Source organism: Microcystis sp. LE19-195.1E (genome assembly GCF_027532095.1).
Taxonomy (GTDB): domain Bacteria; phylum Cyanobacteriota; class Cyanobacteriia; order Cyanobacteriales; family Microcystaceae; genus Microcystis; species Microcystis aeruginosa.
The window spans coordinates 1-18,530 of the sequence record NZ_JAPZSZ010000300.1 but is presented as its reverse complement, the minus strand read 5'-3'; the positions used below and the strand labels follow the sequence as shown (position 1 = coordinate 18,530).

Sequence of the window (18,530 nt, the reverse complement as noted above, 5' to 3'; positions counted from 1 at the left end):
ATCTTACACAGCCCAAAGTGCGCCGCAATAGCGACTCTTGTTCGGGTGTGGGGTAAAATCGAAACGAATAGGCTTTTTCCATGTCTCACATTTTAGCATAGATTTCGTAAATGTGCTAATATTTAACAGTAAAGCCGTCGTAGAACGACGGGGTTTCAGACCCAAAATTTTCGATGATTCGAGGGGGTATTGGGGGAAACTTTCGGGATAGGGATTGGGGATTCCCAAAAAACCCTTAGAAACTAACATACACTATAAAGAAAAAACCTCGGTTAATGTCCGAGGCTGCTGTTGTAGGAGAACTCAATGCAAAACAAAAGGAAGATACCAAAACCAAAGAGGTTTTTATCGGTAAATCACCCTTATTGTCCCATTGTAACCCCTGTTTAAGCCTATCGGGATGAAGTAGCACTTTTTAGGGCTAAATAACCTAAACCGAGACATAAAAGCGCATTTACGCCCAAAAATGTCCGAGCGATCGTACCAGAACCTAACCAGATCAGAGTAGGATGGATAACAGCACTGATACCTAAAGTCACCGCCATAGCTAAAGATACCCCCACCGCTAACCATTTTGCTTGGGGATGACCCAAAAGCAGAGCAATCAGGACAAAGGGCAGGATAACACTAGCAAAAAGCGGATTAAGGGCAGAACTTCCCTGAATAACACCTCCTAGGTCGGAAAGAGAACTCCCCATCACTCGGAAAGGCCATTGGGGTAAATCGAAGATATAAAGACCTCTGAGGAAAAATAAGCCAGAACTGCCAAAAATTAGACCAGCATTCAAAAATCCGTTCCAGGAGAAGGGAAAATAACTTCTCAGCCACCAAGCAAGAAGATAAGAACCCAAAACCATGGCCATTTTGGGCAAAACCGCCACCGCGCCGCCATCAATCCAGAAACGGGGATTGAGATAACCGTTATCGCGCAACCAACGCCAAAAATCCCGGAAAGTAATCTGTCCTTTCAAGGCCAATTGTAGGGCATTGCCCGCGTCTAATTGTCCGGCCCCAAAATGATTAAAGGGATCATCATTAATCTTACGGGCCGACTGTTGCAAAACCTCTAAAACTGCATTGGGTTCTTTAATTCCCGCAGCCTTGATTAAAGCTACCACCCCGGCAACGTGAGGGGCCGCCATGCTGGTTCCCTGAAAACCGAGGAACGCCGGTTCCCCCCCCTTAGCCGGATCGATGGTTTCTTGGACAATTTTACCCGTATCGGAGCCGCCTGGGGCAGCAATATCGATTCCGGCCCCGAAATTAGAATAGGGGGCTTTATTTCCGGAGGCATCTACCGCAGAAACGCCGATAACGTGCGGAAAACGGGCGGGATAGGCGGCGGAATTATCATCGGCATTACCGGCAGCGGCGACGATTACCACACCTTTACTATAGGCATATTCGATCGCCTCTTTCATTACTTGGGTTTCCCCTCCACCCCCTAAACTCATATTGATGACATCGGCCTTATTATCGACGGCAAAACGGATCGCTTCGGCAATATCTCCCACGGTTCCCCCACCCGTCCCGGAAAGCACCTTGAGGGGCATAATTTTGGCTTTGTAGGCGATGCCGGCCACCCCGTAGTTATTATTGGTCGATTGGGCAATTGTTCCCGCTACATGGGTTCCGTGACCGTTATCGTCCTCGGCATTGCTGCGATCGTTGACGAAGTCGTAGCCTTCGACAAACTCGGTTTCTCGCAGATCGGGAACTATTGATACACCTGTATCAATAACAGCGACGGTGATCCCTTCACCGTGATTTTCTTCCCAAGCACGTTCGATGTTAATTCCCCTTAGGTTCCACTGTTTGCTATAGTCGGGGTCATTGGGGGCGATAAAAGCATGATAAATATAATCGGGTTCGATCGATTCGGTGTATTTTTTTAGGTCGGAATTGCGGAGATTTTTCAGGAGTTTGCTATCTCCATCGATAATGTAAAGATGTTCATCGATGGAAAAAATACTATTTAAACTGGTGGTTTTTCCCGCTTTTTTGTTGATAGCATTTAACTGCTCATCGAGGACGCTGACGGGTATATCGTCTTTAAAGTCGATCAAAATTGATTGATATTCGCCACGATTTGCTAATCCAGTAAAGTTAAAGAGAGCAAATCCTAGACCGATAATGAATAGGGTTAACAATAAAAGTTTTTTCATAGATTTCCTAAGAATTGATCATTGCCAGCCAAGGTTTTTTTAGTTTTGATGAGAAAATCTGAGCGAAGTTCCCCTATTTTTGTCTCGGTTAAAGATAGAACTAACCAGTTACAAAAAAGTCACCTGTTGTTTATTTTAAGCTCGATCGCCGATCGCTGTTAATTGCCGACTGGCAAAAATAGCTTCGTAGTGGCGATAATGTTTAAATTCCAGGAGATTATAGAAAGGATCCTCCAGGAAAAAGGTTTTATGTTCGGTTATCTCCCCAGTAAAGCGAGTTTTTGGTTCTAGATAAAATTTTAGTTGATTGACTCGCGCTTTTTCGAGAAGATTGTCCCAATCGCTGGCATCCGGCAGAATTAGACCAAAATGGCGAGGATAAATGCTATTTTGGGGAGTAAGAGGCATTTCGGTGACGTGAGCGACTACCTGATGACCGGAGAAATTTAAGATAATCGCTTTCTCGGTTTCCCTTCCTGCTAAACAACCTAAACCATCACAGTAAAAGCTTTTAGCGGTGGACACATCGGTAATCGGAATAGCGAGATGAAAAATTGCAGGTTGATTCATGGTGATCGATTTTATCCGCGCTCTACTAGGTTCTATTGTAGCGATCGAGGGGCAACTGTTACAGGAATTTTTTTCAAAATTGGCAATTACCTAAAGTTTGCCGAATAAATCTAAAAACCTTGTTGGATAATATCTTTAGGCTTTTTTGACATCAAAAAGTGCTGGCCTTTGCAGTAATCGGGGGGGAAAATTAGGCACTTTTTCCCTGAAAATGGGTAAAACCCCACACCCCACACCCCACACCCCACCTAAAGACTTTGTGCGATTCTAAAACCAGCGTGTTGATAAAAATTCCGGCGAAACCAATTGCGATAGTAGGGTAGGATTTCTGTGCCGTTAGTTACCCAAGCTCCTCCTAACATCATTTTATGTTGACTATTAAAGAAAGGAGTGGAATTGTCAGCATAGAGGTAATGGGGTTGAAAGTCAGTTAAGGGATTAAAATCATCTTCTAGCCATTCCCAGACGTTACCGCGTAAATCATCAATTTCTGAGTTATTGCCCGCATTTTTTAACATTCCTACGGGAGTGGGAGAACAGAATTTTAAATTGAGGTTATAGTCCTCAAAGTTATCGTTTTCTAGGGTATAACATCGATTTTTTTGACTGCCATAGGTGACTAAATTCCATTCAGCTTCCGTCATTAAACGTATTCCTTGACCTTGAAAACGACAGTAGGCGATCGCTTCATAATAGTTAACTTCTACCGGCCAATCAAGAGGTAAATCGAGAGCATCAAACATGGCTCGATATTGATAATTTCCTCGCTCATCTACCAGCCAAAATTTAGGATATTTGACTCGGTAATGATTTTTCCATTGCCAAGCTTCTTCATCCCAATAGCTGGGATTTTCGTAGCCACCATTATCGACAAATTCTTTAAATTCTCCGTTGGTAATCATATATTTACTCACCAGAAAATTGTTAACTTGAACTTGCCGATAACCATACTCGTTATCCCAACCATAAATAGGAGAATCTTGGGGTTTACCAATTTCCACTATTCCCCCAGAAACCGCCACCATTTGGTTAGGATAAGCTTGACCAAAAGAAGGGGCATAATGCCACCCTTGAGGACGTTGCAGATGCTCTAAGGGCAGTTGTCTGAGTAACATTGAAGATGTTTCAAAGTGAACACGCTGATGCTCAATTCCCATCATTAATGACCAGAGAGAATGCTGAGGATGAATAGGAAGATTAAGGGGGGTATTTTTAATTATTTCGACCACAATTTCATAGACTTGTTGCCGATATTCCCAAACCTTAGCCACCCCGGGCCACTGAATATGGGCGATAGCAGAGTTTAATTCTGCGGGAGTTGCCGGATCTACTCCCACTCCAAACAATAATTCGTAGTCAGGATTAGGGCTTTTTTTTAATAGGTTAACCAGCTGCAATTTATTAAGATAAAAAGCGGCAGCATGACCTAAATAAAAAATGAGGGGATTTCTTAAATCGTCAGGGTTACAATAAAAAGCTTCTTCTTTGATGATGCTTTTTAACAGCATATCTTCTAATTGCCAAGCATTTTCAAAATAGTCCAGTAGATTTTCTCGACTACATTTATTTAGAGATATAGGAGCCTGTGCTTGAATCTTTTCCATGTTTTTATGCCTCTATTACTGATGATAATGTTTTCGTTATTTACAGGTATAACTGACAGAGAATTAACCCGAATAAATTTTCAGGATCGGTGAAAACCCTAAGCGGTTTTAATCCCTTTGATTCTAGGTCTTTTTCCATAGTTTCTAGGTTAAATTTACGCGAAATTTCTGTCAAAATACTTTCTGATGCTTGAAAATTAACTGTTAAATCGAGTTTTTTAAGATGAACATGGTGAGTTTTTTGACAAATTAAATACATTTCAATTTGGGATTTGTCTTGATTATAGATAGCTTGATGACTAAATAAATCAAGGTTAAAATCAGCTTGAAAACGCCAATTTAAATGGGAAAGCATATTTAAATTAAAAGCTGCTGTCACCCCTTGGGCATCATTATAAGCTGCTTCTAGAATTGCCGCTGGTTTTTGGAGATCAATCCCTAATAAAAAATAATCTCCAGCTTTTAGGACAGTGGCAATTTCTTCTAAGAATTTATCACATTCAGATGCAGAAAAATTACCGATAGAACTTCCCAAGAAAAAAATCATTCTGGTATTATAGGAAGTGTTTTGATAATAAGCTAAGGCCTGTTCGTAGGTTCCAATTAACCCCTGAATGGGTAAATTAGGATATTCTTTTTGTAATTCTATGGCACTAGCTTTGAGAATAGTTTCACTAACATCGATAGGTACATATTTAGAGGATTTTTGTTGCCGATAATAAGCGTCCAATAACAGACGAGTTTTCGTGGAACTACCACTACCTAATTCTATCAATTCGCAGAGACCTGTATAGGCGACAATTTCTTGAGCATATTCTTGGAGAATAGCGGCTTCTGTCCTAGTGGGATAGTATTCTGGTAATTGACAGATTGCTTCAAAAAGTTGGGAACCTTGCCGATCATAAAAATATTTAGATGGTAAACTTTTGGGGGTTTTAGTTAATCCTTTAATCACATCTTTTCCCTCGTCTTTAACCATATTTTGACCGGTGGCAGAGGTAACTAAATACTCAATTTGTAATAGTTCTTGGTTAGGTGGGTTAAGTTGCATAGATTCTCCGATTATTCTCCAGTTTTTTGATTGTTCTCGATCAATGCCGAGGATGAAATCCACTTTGACAGCTTGAATACTGGCAGCGATTATTGTTCTTTGGTAATTTTACCACTAAAACGCCGCAAAATTTACCTCTTGTCTAGATAGACAAAGTTTATGGATGGTAAATAAAAGCTGTTAAATCCATCGAGATGGGTGCTGATATTATCCAAGCAAAATTACCGTTTCAATTAATCAGTAAAGATTGCATTTCCTCTAAGGTAAGATTTTCTTGGATATAGCGAGGATTAAGGGGATGATAAGGACTAGCAAGACGATCTATCTTAATAACTCTAGCAGTTTCAGGAATGATCGGAATATCGGGATCGTAGGGGGTGCTGCGGGTAAGGGAACTAGAAAAACCTTTAAAAATAGAGATTTCTTCCTCCTCCCCATCCACAGCAATAGTCACTAATAAAACCTCTTGGGGATTTTTGAGGGTGTATTGTTCGAGTTGTCTACCAATATTCATAGAAAAATGGCTAATTATCGATAGCTAAAGACCTACTATTGTAAAGCTGAACGTCCCTGTTTGCCAAGGCGAATAAGAAGAAAATGGGCAAAATAGAGAGTATAAAAAGAGAGACCAACTAAACCAAAAAAGCCCAAAACATTAGCGGTAGCTTCTGAATGAAAAATCTCGCGAAACTGCCAAGGTGCTTCCTGCCAAACTTGACAATAGGGAGAATTTAGCAATTCCCCTGACATAGCACAGGAGAGAAAAGGTAAGGTAGAAATTGCGCCCAAAGGACAATAAATCGTTACTGCCCAACGCCAAGCAGTGGTGACAAATTTAATTGGACTGGAGGGTAAATCTTTAATTTCATCGTTAATATCCACCCAAAACCAGAGGGAAATCGGGATTAAAATCTTAGCTAAAAAACTGGTGACAAAACCAATCGGCCAGGAAGCGATCATTAAATATACAGTAATTAATAAAAGACTAGCCACTCGCCAATAGATAATCAACAATTTTTGTAATGATTCGATTTTTGCAAATAAAGACCAAATTAACAAAATTGCCGGAATAATCACCGTAAATAGGACGGCTAAACGATAATCTATCCAAACGAGAGGACGAAACCAAAGTTGATTCATAAACTATTCAGACATAATTACACTGTCAATATTTTACTGTCTTCGGACGCAGGAGCCAAAATCGGCCACAGCTTGACCAACAAACAAAAAAACGAGGGGCGATCTCTTTATAGCCGAGATCGCCCTAAAGCTAGGATTCTACTGTGAGGAGAGAAAAAACCGCTGCCTGACTGCATTAATCTTCATAAATGCGACACTCGGCGGCATCGGGATTAGAATCACAATAATTTTCGAAGTAGGTTTTTTGGGGGTGGTCCTGACGTTGGTGAGCGGCTTCTGCTTGTAATTCTTCCACCGCATCCCAAGCGGCGGCGCATTCGCCAGAGGTGGCACCTTCCGTACTACAGACGGTTCTGGCGTTTTCTAGCTCTTCTTGAATTTTATCTTGGATATTGCTCATGATTCCTCTGGAATTGATCTATTGACACTCTAACAATTATACAGTCACCTTCTCAAGCCACAGGATCGGTTATCCCACTCGATCGCCTTTCCTGTGCTATGAAGCCGATCCTAGCGCAATTTTTGGGGAATTTAACATCAAGATTTCCTGACCGGGCCAATTTTTAGCCTACATTCCGCACTGGAGAAATGCCAGAGGGATTTCTCCCCGGGATAGACAGCGAGCAGAACCATATATCGACTTATTTAGGCCGTCTTACACCAAATCCGTTTTTAATAGTGTGATTAACTGCCAAGTTATCGATTGTTTTTCCCCGCTCCAGGCTTTGGCACTCACCTACTCTCCTATACCTTTTACACAGGATTTAGTATCATTCTAGGGACTAGGGGAAAAAGACTGTTTTGCTGGCAATAGTCAGCATTCCTGTCACCAAAATGCCGACAATGCTAAGGAATCCAATGGTCGTAATGTTGACTCGTGCGTTGAGATCGTCAACCCGCTTTTCTAGTCCCGTAACTTTGGGATCTAAGGCCTTAATATCTCCTTTAATTTCTCCTAAACTGTTCTCGATCGCTTTCTGTCCATTTTCTAGGTTTGTCAGTCGGGACTCGATCGCTGTTAGTCGGGATTCGATCGCTTTCTGTCCGCTAACGATTAAATCTTCTAACCTTTTCAGATCATTCTCGGTAACTGCTGTCATCAGTGACAATCCTCTTAAAGTTGAATTTTTCCTAGTCTCCTAATCAATACTCTATCAATATTTTCTCGGTCGGGTACTCTTTCAAACAGTAATTCACAAAAATCAGATTCCCTACTGAGAGCGCCTAGTGATCCCGTCAAAACTGAAACATTTTTTGATTCGGTTACGGGGACAGCAGCACGGGCATTTATGGCTGTATAATTCCCGTTGATATTATTAGTAATAAAATCTGGGTGCAGCAGGACGGCACGGCAGCAGCGATCGCTGATAAATTGGTAGCTAGGGGAGTCCCCAAACAAGACATCGTTTTAGCTTACCATGGGCCCCCTGTGCGACAATATACCGAGTTTGCCCTTGGCTAAAACCATTAATTGATGACTTTGCCCATACAAGTTTTACCCCAAGACGTAATCGATTTAATTGCCGCAGGAGAGGTAATCGACTCTTTAGGCGCTGTGGTGCGAGAATTAGTCGAAAATGCCATTGATGCGGAGGCCGATAGGATTACCATCGATATATCTCCCCAAAACTGGCGAATACAAGTATCGGATAACGGCAGGGGAATGTCTAGAGAAGATTTGCAACTGTGTAGCTATGCCCACAGTACCAGCAAAATCCGCCAACGGGACGATCTTTGGCAGATTACCAGTCTCGGATTCCGTGGTGAAGCTTTGCACAGTATCGCACAGGTGGCGCATCTGCGGGTTGCCAGTCGCCATGACGATGATTTAGGTTGTTATTGTCTTTACAATCACCAAGGCGAGCCGGGTAATTTAGAAACGATTCCTATAGCTATCGGTACTATCGTCACGGTAGAGAATCTCTTTGGTAACTTTCCCGTGCGTCGTCAAGCTTTACCGTCAATTAACAAACAATTAAAGGATATACAGACTTTAATTCATAATTTTGCTCTCTGTCATCCCCAAATTACTTGGCAGGTTTTTCAAGATCATCAAGATTGGTTACGCATTAGTCCGGGTAAGGATGCCAGTCAAATATTACCCCAATTAGTTAAATCTCTGCATTTGAACGATTTAGCATCCCTAAAACTTGACTTAACGACTCCTGACGCAGAATCTGCTCAAATTGAATTGGTCATTGGTTTGCCCGATCGCATTTCTCGCCATCAACCAGATTGGGTTAGAATTGCTGTTAATGGGCGAATGGTGCGCTCATCGGAGTTAGAACAGGCAATATTTGAAGCTTTCGCTCGCACAGTCCCTAAAGATCGCTATCCCGTTTGTTTTCTCCATCTACATCTTAACCCTCGTTCGATCGATTGGAATCGTCACCCAGCCAAAGCGGAAATATACCTGCATAACCTCATTTTTTGGCAAGAACAGATAATTTCAGCCATAGATAAGGCGTTAGGACTAAATCCCGAACATATACCCGAAAAAGCGCAAAATCAGCGCGTCAGTCAAATTCTCAAGGCTGCCGAAGAAAAAAGCACCTATACAATAGGGGAGAAATACCCGAAAAATCGGCTGGAATTAAAGGCAGTAGCCCAAATTCACCAAACTTACATAGTTGCCGAACATCCTCACGGATTATGGTTAGTCGAACAACATATTGCCCATGAGCGGGTTTTGTACGAACGTTTAGAGGATAACTGGGAAATCGTGCCGTTAGATACTCCGATCATCTTAAATCAGTTAACTACTCGACAAATCGAACAATTACAACGTTTAGGATTAGAAATTGCTAGTTTTGGCGATCGCTCTTGGGCAATTCGTAGTATTCCTGTTCTACTCAAAGAACGCGAGGATCGGACTGATGCTTTACTAGAATTAAGTTTAGGGGGGGATTTACAAACCGCTCAGGTGGCTACCGCTTGCCGGAGTGCTATCCGCAACGGTACAGCTTTAAGTTTAAAAGAAATGCAGAATTTACTCGATGATTGGCAAAATACCCGTAATCCCCGCACCTGTCCCCACGGAAGACCGATTTACTTATCCTTAGAAGAAACTTCGCTCGCTCGCTTCTTCCGTCGTCATTGGGTTATCGGCAAAAGTCACGGCATTTAATCAGTGATCAGGAGATAGGAGTCTCCGAGTCTCCGAGTCGGGAGATAGGGAGATAGGGTGATAGGGATTTAGGGGTTTAGGGAAATTTCAGCCAAATGCTCCACTTCCCCAGTTCCCCAGTTCCCCATCTCTCAATTGGGAGATATTGCTAGGGAAAAACGGAAAGTGCTGCCTTTACCTAATTCACTTTCCACCTCGATTTGACTTTGGTGTAATTCCACTAAACGACGGGTAATCGCTAAACCAATACCACTACCCCCAGAATAACGGGAACGAGAACGATCGGCCCGCCAAAAGCGCTCGAAAATAAAGGGTAAATCCTCTGCTGCGATGCCAATTCCTGTATCGATAACGGCAATTTGTAGGCGATTTTTGTCCCTTGTCACTTGCAGGGTAATTGCACCATTATCGGTGTAACGAATGGCATTACCGAGCAGATTAACTAAGATTTGTTCGAGGCGATCGGGATCGGCCATGACAGATGGTAAATTGGGGGGACAATCTAACTGTAAAGTCGGTCCATCTTCTAATAATTGATCGGCAAATTTTTCGATGAGAGAATTTAACAAAGGCAATAAATTAACAGGTTGCATTTTAATCGATAGATAACCAGATTCCGCTCGCGATAGCTCCTGTAGATCGTGGGTTAAACGTTCTAACCTGCGGGTTTCTTTCACTAATTTCTGATAAAGTTCTGGATTAGGTTCGATCGCACCATCGGCTAATTCTTCTAAATATCCCCGTACCACAGTTAAAGGGGTGCGTAATTCATGGGTAAGATCACCGATTAATTCCTGGCGCCGTTTTTCCACATCGGCTAAACTAATCGCCATCTGATTAAAACTGATGGCTAATTGATTTAATTCTGGGATTTCGCTTTCTGGAACTCGCGCCGATAAATCCCCTTCAGCAAAATTTTTAGTGATTTGTTTCATTTGTTTTACCGGTTTCATAATGCGTTGAGAAACCAAAAAACTCAGATAACCAGCCGTACTTCCTCCCGCAATGAATGACCAAATGGCACTACTATCCCAAGCTGTCTCAAAACCCCTAACCAAGAAAGTTCTCGCTGATCGCACGGTAAAAAATCCCTGCCTTTCTAACTGTTCCAAACGCAAAACAAACATTCGCGGAGAAGATAATTTAGCAATGATAATAAAGCTACTCAATCCCACCACCATAACGAGGAGATGGGATAAAAATAATCTGGTTCCTAAGCTTAATTTTGGTGGCTGCATATTTGTTTAAAAACTCTATTTGTTGTCAATATTATTGAGAGACTGCTGCATAAATATAAAAACCTTTTTGGCTAATATCTTTTGGTCTTTTTGAAATCAAAAAGTGGCAGCCATTGGATTGTTCGGTGGGAAAATTTAGGGACTTTTTCCCTGAAAATTAGGTAATTCGCCAATTCAAAAATGGGGAAAACCCTACACCCTACACCCCACACCCTACCCCTAGGAAAAACTTTTTGCCGCAAACCCTATTGACAGGGTTTCTCATAAAGATGAAGTATAACAGTATTTGGCATCGACAAAACAAAAACTTTGTACCTCACCATTAAGATAACGTCCCTAGATTCGGCTACAGCATCATAAAGAACTCTATCGGGTTCTTCTTGTTGAAGAATCTCTCGTCAAGCTATGCTGTGAGGGGAGAGTAGGTCAAAACCTAACTTTTTGCCGCTCTATGCTATGGTATCAAGATGCGCTACTCTGTTAGGAGATGATTTTGCTTGAGTCATCTGCTCAAAGTAGCGTCTGTTTTTTAACCCTTACCCTTAAAAGAGAATCTTTTCTGTATGCTAGAGGCTAATAATCAGGGAGAGAATCAAATATTTCTCTATGAAGTTGTTTTTTCCGGTTCTTCTGGCTCTTTGCCTCAACGCTTCTCCCGGACAGTCCTGCGAGTACCTAAAAACCGCATGAGTCAAGAAACACAGCGCCTCCTGCGCCAAGGGGCTAAGATTCTCAGTATAAGGCCTCTTGACCCAGAAACTGCCCCGATTAAGCCTAGTTTACCACCTCAACCTTGGTGGATAGAGATCACCACCACTCAGCCGAAATGTCTCTATTATTTCGGTCCTTTCGAGAGTTTTTCTGAAGCTTTATCCCATCAATCCGGTTATATCGAAGACCTCCAATCGGAATCTGCCCTGGGAATTAACAGCGAAATTAAACAATGTCAGCCAGAGGTTTTAACTCAAGAAGATTTTTAATATATGGTATCTAATTTTACAGATTTTTAGGAATAGTTAGTTTCCTCTTGTTTTCGTTTAATAATGCCTTTACCCTCACAGAATTTACAGGGGACGGATTCATTCTCCGTCTCTAGATAGATTCTTTCTTTGCCCTGGCAGTGGGGACAGATAACTTTTTCTTCCCACCAATAATTCTCTAAAAAAGCCTCATCGGTAATATAGGTAAAATCTTCAAACATTGGCTTGTCCTCTTATCGTTGAGATAGCTTAATCTGGATTCATCTTTCAACCTGAGAAATTGAAAATCACTTTTACCCCCATCGTAAAAAAGATCGGGTTCATTCTTCTTGAAACTTAAATTACTTCATATTTATTTATGTTTATTAATATATAATGAGTGTTCACTATCAATCGGGTGTATCTCATATTTGTGAATTTCTCTCACTTATGGTGATCAGCAGAAGTTATACTAAATCCGTTGAGCATAGGCTACATATCAGGACAGGCAAAAGGCACTCATGCAAAAGGGGGAATAAATAATCAGTCTTTATCAATTCCTGCTTCAAGCATAAGCCTGATTTCAGCTAATCTAAAGTCGGATGGTGGCGGATAAAGGCGGGAGTTTTATTAATAATCTTGACAAAAAGCGGATTATAGCGGATAATAACGGGTGGGCATTAGAGGTATGAAGCAACAGGTTAATGGACGTACAAGCGGTGTCGAAATACGTGGATGACCTAGTTTTCGCACAAACGGGGCAACATCTTGACAGTCTGCAAGTTGCGATTCTGAAGGGAGTCCTTAAGGGAAAAAAATATACCCATATTTCTGAAGAATATCATTGTTCGGCAGGGCATACTAAAGATGAAGCTTATCAACTGTGGCGCATTCTTTCCGAAGCTTTAGGAGAAGATTTAAATAAGTCTAATTTCCGTGCTACTATTGAAAGATTAGGAGTGGCAAATGCGTACTCCAATATGGTTAATCCTGTGCAAATCGGTAACATTAACCTCTGTGCTAATCCTTCACAAAGTTATGAGACAGAAAATATTGAATCAATAATAGAAGAAACTGCTATACCTTATGTTAAAGAAAGCCTGACAATTCTGGAAAGAGAAAGACAAAAAGCAAAACTAGAAATTATTCCAAACTTAGTCGAGCTTGGCTTGACGGCCGAGCAAATTGCTAGTACGTTGGGATTGTCTCTTGAGCAAGTTAAAAAATGTATTCCTTAATTTTATTTAATGAGCATTGTCCACACAATAGAGATAATTTATGTTTGTTTTTATAAATGCACGTCATCAGCTATCGAAGATTACGAGAATTTACGAATAAACACGCTGATTCCCGAATAGCTTTAGAAAATTGGCATAAAATTGCCAGTCAAGCAATTTGGTATAATTTAGTTGAGGTTCAAACAGTATTTCCCCAAGCAGAAGCAGTTGGTAATTTTACTGTTTTTAACATTAAAGGAAATCGTTATCGCCTTATAACCAGTATCGATTATCAGAAGCGGCTAATTTATATCAAGTATGTTTTAACTCACGCTGAATACGATAAGGAGCAATGGAAAAATGACCCTTACTTTTAATCCAGAAAAATACAAAGAATTACTAGCTCGCCATTTACCTAAAGTTATCAGAACAGAAGCAGAAAATGAAAAAGCTCTGGTTATTGTCGAAGAATTGATGCACCGTCAGCATCGAACTCCCGAAGAAGATGAACTTTATGAGCTTCTAATTTTTTTAATTGAGAATTTTGAAAGAAGCTTTTATCTACAAGAATCAACCACACCTAATTCTATGTTATTGTTTTTGATGGAGCAACAAAGCGTTAACAAGAAAGACATAGCCATAATCCTTGGCTCTGACAAAATTGCTTCTAGTTTAATTGCAGGAAAAGGGTCAATTAGCCAAGAACAGGCGAAATTATTAGGACATTTCTTTCATGTAGATTATAGTTTGTTTATGTAGGGTTTGCTGAAAAAGTAGGGGCGAAGCATTCGGATAGGAAATCTACAGTTTCAGCGATAGGTTATGCCCGAATGCTTCGCCCCTACAAGACCACGATTCTCTGAAAATCTTGCACTTGTTTTGCGAAATAGACCCCTAAAACCCTTACCTCGTCTATATTTCACATTTATTCAGCCAACCCTAATTAATTATCTCCTCGCCAAAAAAAATCAGGAGCAGAATTTCCACTCCCGATAACCTATTCACTTTAGACTTGCCAATTTATTGGAATATACTGGCAACCTTGGCGCTTACGTCCGGTTGAGTTTCAGCGTAGATATTTTGACGAGTAGCGGCGATTTCTGTGTAAGCTTGACGCACTTCCGAGTTAACTGCCACCGTTTTCACATCGTAGATACGGGTAGCCAGTTGGGGATAGAAACCGATAGCGACAATCAAAGCGAGGAAAGAGACAGCGATAAAGATTTCTCTGGGTTTAGCGTCACTATATTCTGATTCATGAGGGAGGACACAGCTAGTACCAAAACAAACTGCCTGTTCGTTACTTTTGTTGGGGAGAATGTTAGTAATATCGCAGGAAGAACCATCTCCGTAGAAAACTTGACGGAGCATGGAGAGTAGATAAATCGGGGTGAGGATTAAACCAACGGAAGCGAGGAAGACAGTCACAACCCGGAAGGTTTGGCTATAAACGTCACTGCTAGTGACACCGATGAATACAGTAATTTCACTGGCAAAACCGCTCATTCCGGGTAACGCTAGGGAAGCCATGGCGCCGGCAGTAAAGAGAGCGAAGACTTTCGGCATCGCTTGGGCAATCCCACCCATCTCGTTTAAAGCTAAGGTATGGGTGCGGTCGTAGGTGACACCGGCAAGGAAGAATAAGACGGCGGCAATTAAACCGTGGGAGAGCATTTGTAACATAGCACCGCTAATACCCACATCGGTGAAGGAAGCAATCCCTAAAAGGACGAATCCCATGTGTGAAACCGAGGAATAAGCGAGACGGCGTTTCATGTTTTGTTGACCGAAGGAAGCGAAAGCACCGTAGATAATATTAACGACACCGAGAATCGCTAGAATCGGGGCAAAGTAGATGTGTGCATCGGGTAGAAGCCCCATATTAAGACGGATTAAACCATAACCACCCATTTTGAGGAGAACACCAGCGAGAATCATCGATACAGGTGCAGAAGCTTCACCGTGAGCATCGGGGAGCCAAGTATGGAGGGGGAAGATGGCGAGTTTGACCCCGAAAGCGATTAATAAACCAGCGTAAAGGACTAATTCTAAAGCGAGGGGATAATCTTTAAATCCTAATTCCGCCATATCAAAGGTCATTGCACCACCACCGTAAAGGGCCATGGCTAGACCGGCAACGAGGATGAAGATAGAAGCGGCGGCGGTGTAGAGTAAGAATTTAGTGGCGGCATAACGACGTTTTTGACCACCCCAGATGGAAACGAGTAGATAAACGGGAATTAACTCGATTTCCCACATTAAAAAGAATAATAATAAGTCTTGGGCGACGAAAACACCAATCTGAGCGGCGTAGAGCAACAGCATCAGGAAGTAGAATAAACGGGGTTTGCGGTCCACTTGCCATGCGGCCAAGATAGAAAGGGTTGTCACCAATCCTGCTAATAAAACTAACGGTGCCGAGATACCATCCACCGACACCGCCCAACTTAAACCAATTTGGGGAACCCAATCGATTTTTTCCACTAATTGTAGGTTGGGGTTGCTTAAATCATATTTTTGTAAAAAGACGTAGCACATTAAAACAAAGTCTGCTAGTCCGACTCCAAGAGCGAACCAACGAACAGTTTTTCCTTCTTTGTCGGGGATTACAGGGATAAGGAAGGAGGCAAGCAAGGGGAGCAAAATGATGGCAGTGAGCCAGGGGAAGTTAGCCGTTAGCATGGCAGTAAGAAAAAATACCTATTTCGTTATGTGTTCATTTTATGCGACTTTGTAAAATTTTGTGAATATTTTTTGGCCTACCTTTACCATAGGCTTTTATCTATAATTGGCGCATCATCATCGATTAACCCAAATAAGCTTGTTTGACGCGCTCATCCCTGAGTAAATCCCCGGCTTCTCCTGCGATAGTCAAGCGTCCCGCTTCCAAAACATAGCCGCGATTGGCAGTTTCTAGGGCTAAATTGGCGTTTTGTTCCACTAACAGGATAGTTACTCCCGATTCGTTTAATTGACGGATAATACTGAAGATTTCTCGCACTATCTGCGGCGCTAGTCCTAAACTGGGTTCGTCTAGTAACAATAACTTGGGACGACTCATTAAAGCTCTGGCGATCGCCAGCATCTGTTGTTCCCCACCGCTTAGGGTTCCCGCTAACTGCTCTCGGCGCTCCGATAGTCGGGGAAAAAGTTGCCACTGCTCTTCGATATCGCTTTTTACTCCTAGGCGATCGCTTCTCGTATAAGCACCTAACTGCAAATTTGTCAAGACTGTTTGACGCGCTAAGATTCTTCTCCCTTCCGGACTATGGGCAATTCCCCGTTTAACGATTTCATGGGGCGGTAAATGGGTAATATCTTGACCTTGATAAATTATTCGCCCCGTCTTTGCCGTTAAAATCCGAGATATCGTCTTTAGAGTCGTCGTTTTTCCCGCTCCGTTCGCTCCAATCAGGGTGACAATTTCCCCCGTTTCTACCCTTAAGCTAACCTGCTGTAATGCCTTTATTCCGCCATAATTAACCGATAAATCGCTAATTTCTAACATAAACCCAGTCAAATCCCAATAGGATCACTATAGCAGTTATCAGTTATCAGTTATCAGTTACCAGTGATCAGTTACCAGTGATCAGTTATCAGTGATCAGATGTGAGTTTTTAGTCAGTCCCGATGAAAAAATTTTCACCCCCACAGATGAAAGAGGTTTCCTTCCCTACACCCCACACCCCACACCCTACACCCTCTTTCAAGTCAGGGATAAGGAGGAAGCCTGAGCATTTGTACTAAATTTTCCCAGACGCAGATTAACAGTGCTGTCTTTTCACTGATTACTGTTTAGTGAAAAATCTCCCCATCCCATCGATGAGGAGAAAGTGGCGAAAGTGCAGTTATCTGCCTAAAACTTCCAAGACAACTGGGGCAACTCCCGATTGGAAGACACCGATAATCGCTGCCGCACCTCTGGAGAGATCGATGAGGCGACCACCGCTAAACGGACCGCGATCGTTAATTCGCACCACCACCGAGCGCCCGTTACGCAGATTAGTTACCCTAACCTTGGTGCCGAAAGGTAGATAGCGATGGGCGGCGGTTAAACTACTAGAGTTAAAAGTCTCACCACTAGCGGTGCGACGACCGTGAAAACCAGGACCATACCAAGAGGCCATTCCCTTTTTACGGGGGCGACTGCTGGTTTTTACCGCTTGGCTTGTTTTCGGCTTCTCTGCTGGTGTCACTGAGGCAGGATTGCTGGCTGGGGCATTAGCCGGGGCCGGCTTGACTTGATTGGGTTGTGATTGGGGTTGTCCCGTCGAAGGAATGGCCTCTTGGGTTCGGGGTGTAACGCTTGCAGGGACGGTATTTTCTTTGTCCACTAGGGACTCCAAAGTTTTTAGAATTTCGTTAGCATTATCTTGAACCGAACGTGATACTTTAATATCTGAATCAGTTGTTCGACTATTAGAAAAAGCGGACAGAATGGTTTGAGAAGTGGACTCGATAACAGTTTGACGATCTACGATGCTAATATCCGTCAGGCTGTTGCTGTGTCCTGCTGTCTGGGAACAAATTATCGAGGCTGTAGTCCCCACTACGGTAAGGGCAGTTACAGCTTGTAGTTTGTTGATCAGTTGTTTATTCATAGACTTTCTTATTGTGCGTTAGCAAGTTCCCAATGCAAAGCTGAAGGAACTTGCTAACATTCCTTTGTGCTTGCAGAGCTAACTTGGTTGCTTTCTGTTCAACCGTATCACGGAAAATTGGTTGGTCATTACGAGAATTTATATCGTTATCGGGCAAGAGAATCAAAAATTTAAATAAAGGGTTGACTGGCGCTAAAAACCAAGTTAAGATGAAGGGTTTTTAATTTTTTGTCTCCTAGAGGGGATCAAGGTTAGGAAAACTTAGGGAATTAGTGAAATTTCGAGGGGGAATAATGCTAGTATTGACAAGGCTTTCAGGGATTATCAGCCCTCCCCGATTTCCCTCTATAGATGCAGATAATGGTTAATAAAACTGTTATCTTTGCTACAAAAAACCAGATTTTTAATATCAATGTCAAATCGGGTTAAAGGTCAGAGATTAAAAATTATAATAGGGGCTTGACAAAGAACTAAAAATAAGCTGTTATTAGCCAAACTTAACTATAGAATCAGAAATGCTGATACAGGCTAATACTAAATCCTGTTTAAAAGGGATAGGGAAGTGGGGAAGTGGGGAAGTGGGGAAGTGGGGAAGTGGGGGATTGGGGAAGTGGGGAATTGGGGAAGTGGGGAAAGAAACCTCTTTCATCTGTGGGGGTGAAAATTTTTTCATCCGGACCGACTCCTAACCCCACGAAAAGCTTTTTCGGCAAACCCTATCTAGGGTCTGCTGAATAAATCTAAAAACCTTGTTGGATAAGACTTTTGGACTTTTTTCCCCTCAAAAAGTGCCAGCCATTGCGGGGATCGGGGGAAAATTCAGGTACTTTTTCCCTGAAAATTAGGTAGTTGACCACC

Annotated in this window: 23 protein-coding genes; 8 read left to right on the top strand and 15 right to left on the bottom strand. The window is 42.1% G+C overall.

Features of this window, described 5'->3' with window-relative positions:
• From O9300_RS16670 to O9300_RS16660, 3 genes are all read right to left on the bottom strand, one after another.
• Positions 1-82 (bottom strand): helix-turn-helix domain-containing protein (locus O9300_RS16670; protein ID WP_287674144.1); only part of this gene is annotated, 82 nt, incomplete at its 3' end.
• A 310-nt stretch (positions 83-392) separates the two neighbouring features.
• Complete coding sequence (locus O9300_RS16665) at positions 393-2,165, bottom strand: S8 family peptidase (RefSeq protein ID WP_287972843.1); 1,773 nt, start codon at positions 2,163-2,165, stop codon at positions 393-395.
• Positions 2,166-2,300: 135 nt separating this feature from the next.
• Positions 2,301-2,735 (bottom strand): VOC family protein, encoded by a 435-nt coding sequence (locus O9300_RS16660; protein WP_287972841.1) that lies wholly within the window; start codon positions 2,733-2,735, stop codon positions 2,301-2,303.
• A gap of 145 nt (positions 2,736-2,880) precedes the next feature.
• Between O9300_RS16660 and O9300_RS16655 the strand changes: the two genes are divergently transcribed.
• The gene (locus O9300_RS16655) at positions 2,881-3,006 is read left to right on the top strand and encodes a hypothetical protein (protein WP_287972839.1); all 126 of its coding nucleotides are present in this window, start codon (positions 2,881-2,883) and stop codon (positions 3,004-3,006) included.
• On the opposite strand, the gene ovoA is transcribed toward O9300_RS16655, so the two are convergent.
• From ovoA to O9300_RS16625, 6 genes are all read right to left on the bottom strand, one after another.
• A complete protein-coding gene (ovoA, locus tag O9300_RS16650; protein ID WP_287972837.1) occupies positions 2,984-4,339 on the bottom strand; it encodes a 5-histidylcysteine sulfoxide synthase in 1,356 nt (451 codons plus the stop codon). The genes O9300_RS16655 and ovoA overlap by 23 nt on opposite strands.
• Positions 4,340-4,379: 40 nt before the next feature.
• Positions 4,380-5,390 (bottom strand): L-histidine N(alpha)-methyltransferase, encoded by a 1,011-nt coding sequence (gene egtD / locus O9300_RS16645; RefSeq protein ID WP_287972836.1) that lies wholly within the window; start codon positions 5,388-5,390, stop codon positions 4,380-4,382.
• 229 nt (positions 5,391-5,619) lie between these two features.
• Entirely contained in the window at positions 5,620-5,904 is a 285-nt protein-coding gene (locus O9300_RS16640) for a DUF7734 family protein (protein WP_079207459.1), read from the bottom strand.
• Between the two features lie 35 nt (positions 5,905-5,939).
• Positions 5,940-6,530, bottom strand: a complete 591-nt coding sequence (locus tag O9300_RS16635) for a DUF3177 family protein (RefSeq protein WP_004162903.1) — start codon at positions 6,528-6,530, stop codon at positions 5,940-5,942.
• 175 nt (positions 6,531-6,705) lie between these two features.
• Positions 6,706-6,930 carry a Calvin cycle protein CP12 gene (locus O9300_RS16630; protein WP_287673219.1) on the bottom strand — a complete coding sequence of 75 codons (225 nt, stop codon included), beginning with the start codon at positions 6,928-6,930 and terminating at the stop codon, positions 6,706-6,708.
• 382 nt (positions 6,931-7,312) lie between these two features.
• Positions 7,313-7,630 (bottom strand): DUF4164 domain-containing protein, encoded by a 318-nt coding sequence (locus tag O9300_RS16625; RefSeq protein WP_287972834.1) that lies wholly within the window; start codon positions 7,628-7,630, stop codon positions 7,313-7,315.
• Between the two features lie 233 nt (positions 7,631-7,863).
• On the opposite strand from O9300_RS16625, the gene O9300_RS16620 reads away from it, so the two are divergent.
• On the top strand, positions 7,864-7,992 hold the full coding sequence (locus O9300_RS16620) for an element excision factor XisI family protein (protein ID WP_004159297.1): 129 nt from the start codon (positions 7,864-7,866) through the stop codon (positions 7,990-7,992).
• Positions 7,993-8,004: 12 nt separating this feature from the next.
• Entirely contained in the window at positions 8,005-9,657 is a 1,653-nt protein-coding gene (gene mutL / locus O9300_RS16615; RefSeq protein ID WP_287972833.1) for a DNA mismatch repair endonuclease MutL, read from the top strand.
• Between the two features lie 131 nt (positions 9,658-9,788).
• On the opposite strand, the gene O9300_RS16610 is transcribed toward mutL, so the two are convergent.
• The gene (locus O9300_RS16610; RefSeq protein ID WP_147069186.1) at positions 9,789-10,895 is read right to left on the bottom strand and encodes a sensor histidine kinase; all 1,107 of its coding nucleotides are present in this window, start codon (positions 10,893-10,895) and stop codon (positions 9,789-9,791) included.
• 563 nt (positions 10,896-11,458) lie between these two features.
• Here O9300_RS16610 and O9300_RS16605 point away from each other — a divergent pair.
• Positions 11,459-11,875 carry a DUF1816 domain-containing protein gene (locus O9300_RS16605; RefSeq protein WP_190723038.1) on the top strand — a complete coding sequence of 139 codons (417 nt, stop codon included), beginning with the start codon at positions 11,459-11,461 and terminating at the stop codon, positions 11,873-11,875.
• Between the two features lie 26 nt (positions 11,876-11,901).
• Here the strand turns inward: O9300_RS16605 and O9300_RS16600 are convergent, their stop codons facing one another.
• Complete coding sequence (locus O9300_RS16600; protein WP_004159306.1) at positions 11,902-12,096, bottom strand: hypothetical protein; 195 nt, start codon at positions 12,094-12,096, stop codon at positions 11,902-11,904.
• Positions 12,097-12,558: 462 nt separating this feature from the next.
• Between O9300_RS16600 and O9300_RS16595 the strand changes: the two genes are divergently transcribed.
• Genes O9300_RS16595 through O9300_RS16585 form a run of 3 tightly spaced genes read left to right on the top strand, consistent with a single transcriptional unit; the run spans position 12,559 to position 13,830 of the window.
• Positions 12,559-13,092, top strand: a complete 534-nt coding sequence (locus O9300_RS16595; protein WP_287738276.1) for a helix-turn-helix domain-containing protein — start codon at positions 12,559-12,561, stop codon at positions 13,090-13,092.
• Positions 13,093-13,148: 56 nt separating this feature from the next.
• Positions 13,149-13,448 (top strand): type II toxin-antitoxin system HigB family toxin, encoded by a 300-nt coding sequence (locus O9300_RS16590; protein ID WP_002788853.1) that lies wholly within the window; start codon positions 13,149-13,151, stop codon positions 13,446-13,448.
• Complete coding sequence (locus O9300_RS16585) at positions 13,432-13,830, top strand: helix-turn-helix domain-containing protein (protein WP_002788855.1); 399 nt, start codon at positions 13,432-13,434, stop codon at positions 13,828-13,830. The genes O9300_RS16590 and O9300_RS16585 overlap by 17 nt, the downstream gene beginning before the upstream one ends.
• A gap of 261 nt (positions 13,831-14,091) precedes the next feature.
• Here O9300_RS16585 and O9300_RS16580 read toward each other — a convergent pair whose 3' ends face one another.
• Both O9300_RS16580 and O9300_RS16575 read right to left on the bottom strand, forming a co-directional pair.
• Entirely contained in the window at positions 14,092-15,753 is a 1,662-nt protein-coding gene (locus O9300_RS16580) for an NAD(P)H-quinone oxidoreductase subunit 4 (RefSeq protein ID WP_004159322.1), read from the bottom strand.
• Positions 15,754-15,877: 124 nt separating this feature from the next.
• Positions 15,878-16,579, bottom strand: a complete 702-nt coding sequence (locus O9300_RS16575) for an ABC transporter ATP-binding protein (protein ID WP_149987127.1) — start codon at positions 16,577-16,579, stop codon at positions 15,878-15,880.
• Positions 16,580-16,670: 91 nt separating this feature from the next.
• On the opposite strand from O9300_RS16575, the gene O9300_RS16570 reads away from it, so the two are divergent.
• On the top strand, positions 16,671-16,805 hold the full coding sequence (locus tag O9300_RS16570; RefSeq protein WP_287972830.1) for a hypothetical protein: 135 nt from the start codon (positions 16,671-16,673) through the stop codon (positions 16,803-16,805).
• A gap of 114 nt (positions 16,806-16,919) precedes the next feature.
• Here O9300_RS16570 and O9300_RS16565 read toward each other — a convergent pair whose 3' ends face one another.
• The gene (locus O9300_RS16565) at positions 16,920-17,672 is read right to left on the bottom strand and encodes a septal ring lytic transglycosylase RlpA family protein (protein ID WP_287972828.1); all 753 of its coding nucleotides are present in this window, start codon (positions 17,670-17,672) and stop codon (positions 16,920-16,922) included.
• A gap of 487 nt (positions 17,673-18,159) precedes the next feature.
• Complete coding sequence (locus O9300_RS16560) at positions 18,160-18,345, bottom strand: hypothetical protein (RefSeq protein ID WP_287972827.1); 186 nt, start codon at positions 18,343-18,345, stop codon at positions 18,160-18,162.
• Positions 18,346-18,530: the final 185 nt, after the last annotated feature.

What these genes read in the sequence shown, in the direction of transcription:
- O9300_RS16665 (WP_287972843.1), bottom strand. Translation starts at nt 2,165, where the DNA reads ATGAAAAAACTTTTATTGTTAACCCTATTCATTATCGGTCTAGGATTT.
- O9300_RS16565 (WP_287972828.1), bottom strand. Translation starts at nt 17,672, where the DNA reads ATGAATAAACAACTGATCAACAAACTACAAGCTGTAACTGCCCTTACC.
- O9300_RS16605 (WP_190723038.1), top strand. Translation starts at nt 11,459, where the DNA reads ATGCTAGAGGCTAATAATCAGGGAGAGAATCAAATATTTCTCTATGAA.
- O9300_RS16640 (WP_079207459.1), bottom strand. Translation starts at nt 5,904, where the DNA reads ATGAATATTGGTAGACAACTCGAACAATACACCCTCAAAAATCCCCAA.
- O9300_RS16660 (WP_287972841.1), bottom strand. Translation starts at nt 2,735, where the DNA reads ATGAATCAACCTGCAATTTTTCATCTCGCTATTCCGATTACCGATGTG.
- O9300_RS16585 (WP_002788855.1), top strand. Translation starts at nt 13,432, where the DNA reads ATGACCCTTACTTTTAATCCAGAAAAATACAAAGAATTACTAGCTCGC.
- O9300_RS16600 (WP_004159306.1), bottom strand. Translation starts at nt 12,096, where the DNA reads ATGTTTGAAGATTTTACCTATATTACCGATGAGGCTTTTTTAGAGAAT.
- O9300_RS16580 (WP_004159322.1), bottom strand. Translation starts at nt 15,753, where the DNA reads ATGCTAACGGCTAACTTCCCCTGGCTCACTGCCATCATTTTGCTCCCC.
- O9300_RS16590 (WP_002788853.1), top strand. Translation starts at nt 13,149, where the DNA reads ATGCACGTCATCAGCTATCGAAGATTACGAGAATTTACGAATAAACAC.
- O9300_RS16635 (WP_004162903.1), bottom strand. Translation starts at nt 6,530, where the DNA reads ATGAATCAACTTTGGTTTCGTCCTCTCGTTTGGATAGATTATCGTTTA.
- egtD (WP_287972836.1), bottom strand. Translation starts at nt 5,390, where the DNA reads ATGCAACTTAACCCACCTAACCAAGAACTATTACAAATTGAGTATTTA.
- O9300_RS16630 (WP_287673219.1), bottom strand. Translation starts at nt 6,930, where the DNA reads ATGAGCAATATCCAAGATAAAATTCAAGAAGAGCTAGAAAACGCCAGA.
- O9300_RS16610 (WP_147069186.1), bottom strand. Translation starts at nt 10,895, where the DNA reads ATGCAGCCACCAAAATTAAGCTTAGGAACCAGATTATTTTTATCCCAT.
- ovoA (WP_287972837.1), bottom strand. Translation starts at nt 4,339, where the DNA reads ATGGAAAAGATTCAAGCACAGGCTCCTATATCTCTAAATAAATGTAGT.
- O9300_RS16595 (WP_287738276.1), top strand. Translation starts at nt 12,559, where the DNA reads ATGGACGTACAAGCGGTGTCGAAATACGTGGATGACCTAGTTTTCGCA.
- O9300_RS16575 (WP_149987127.1), bottom strand. Translation starts at nt 16,579, where the DNA reads ATGTTAGAAATTAGCGATTTATCGGTTAATTATGGCGGAATAAAGGCA.
- O9300_RS16625 (WP_287972834.1), bottom strand. Translation starts at nt 7,630, where the DNA reads ATGACAGCAGTTACCGAGAATGATCTGAAAAGGTTAGAAGATTTAATC.
- O9300_RS16560 (WP_287972827.1), bottom strand. Translation starts at nt 18,345, where the DNA reads ATGAAAAAATTTTCACCCCCACAGATGAAAGAGGTTTCTTTCCCCACT.
- mutL (WP_287972833.1), top strand. Translation starts at nt 8,005, where the DNA reads ATGACTTTGCCCATACAAGTTTTACCCCAAGACGTAATCGATTTAATT.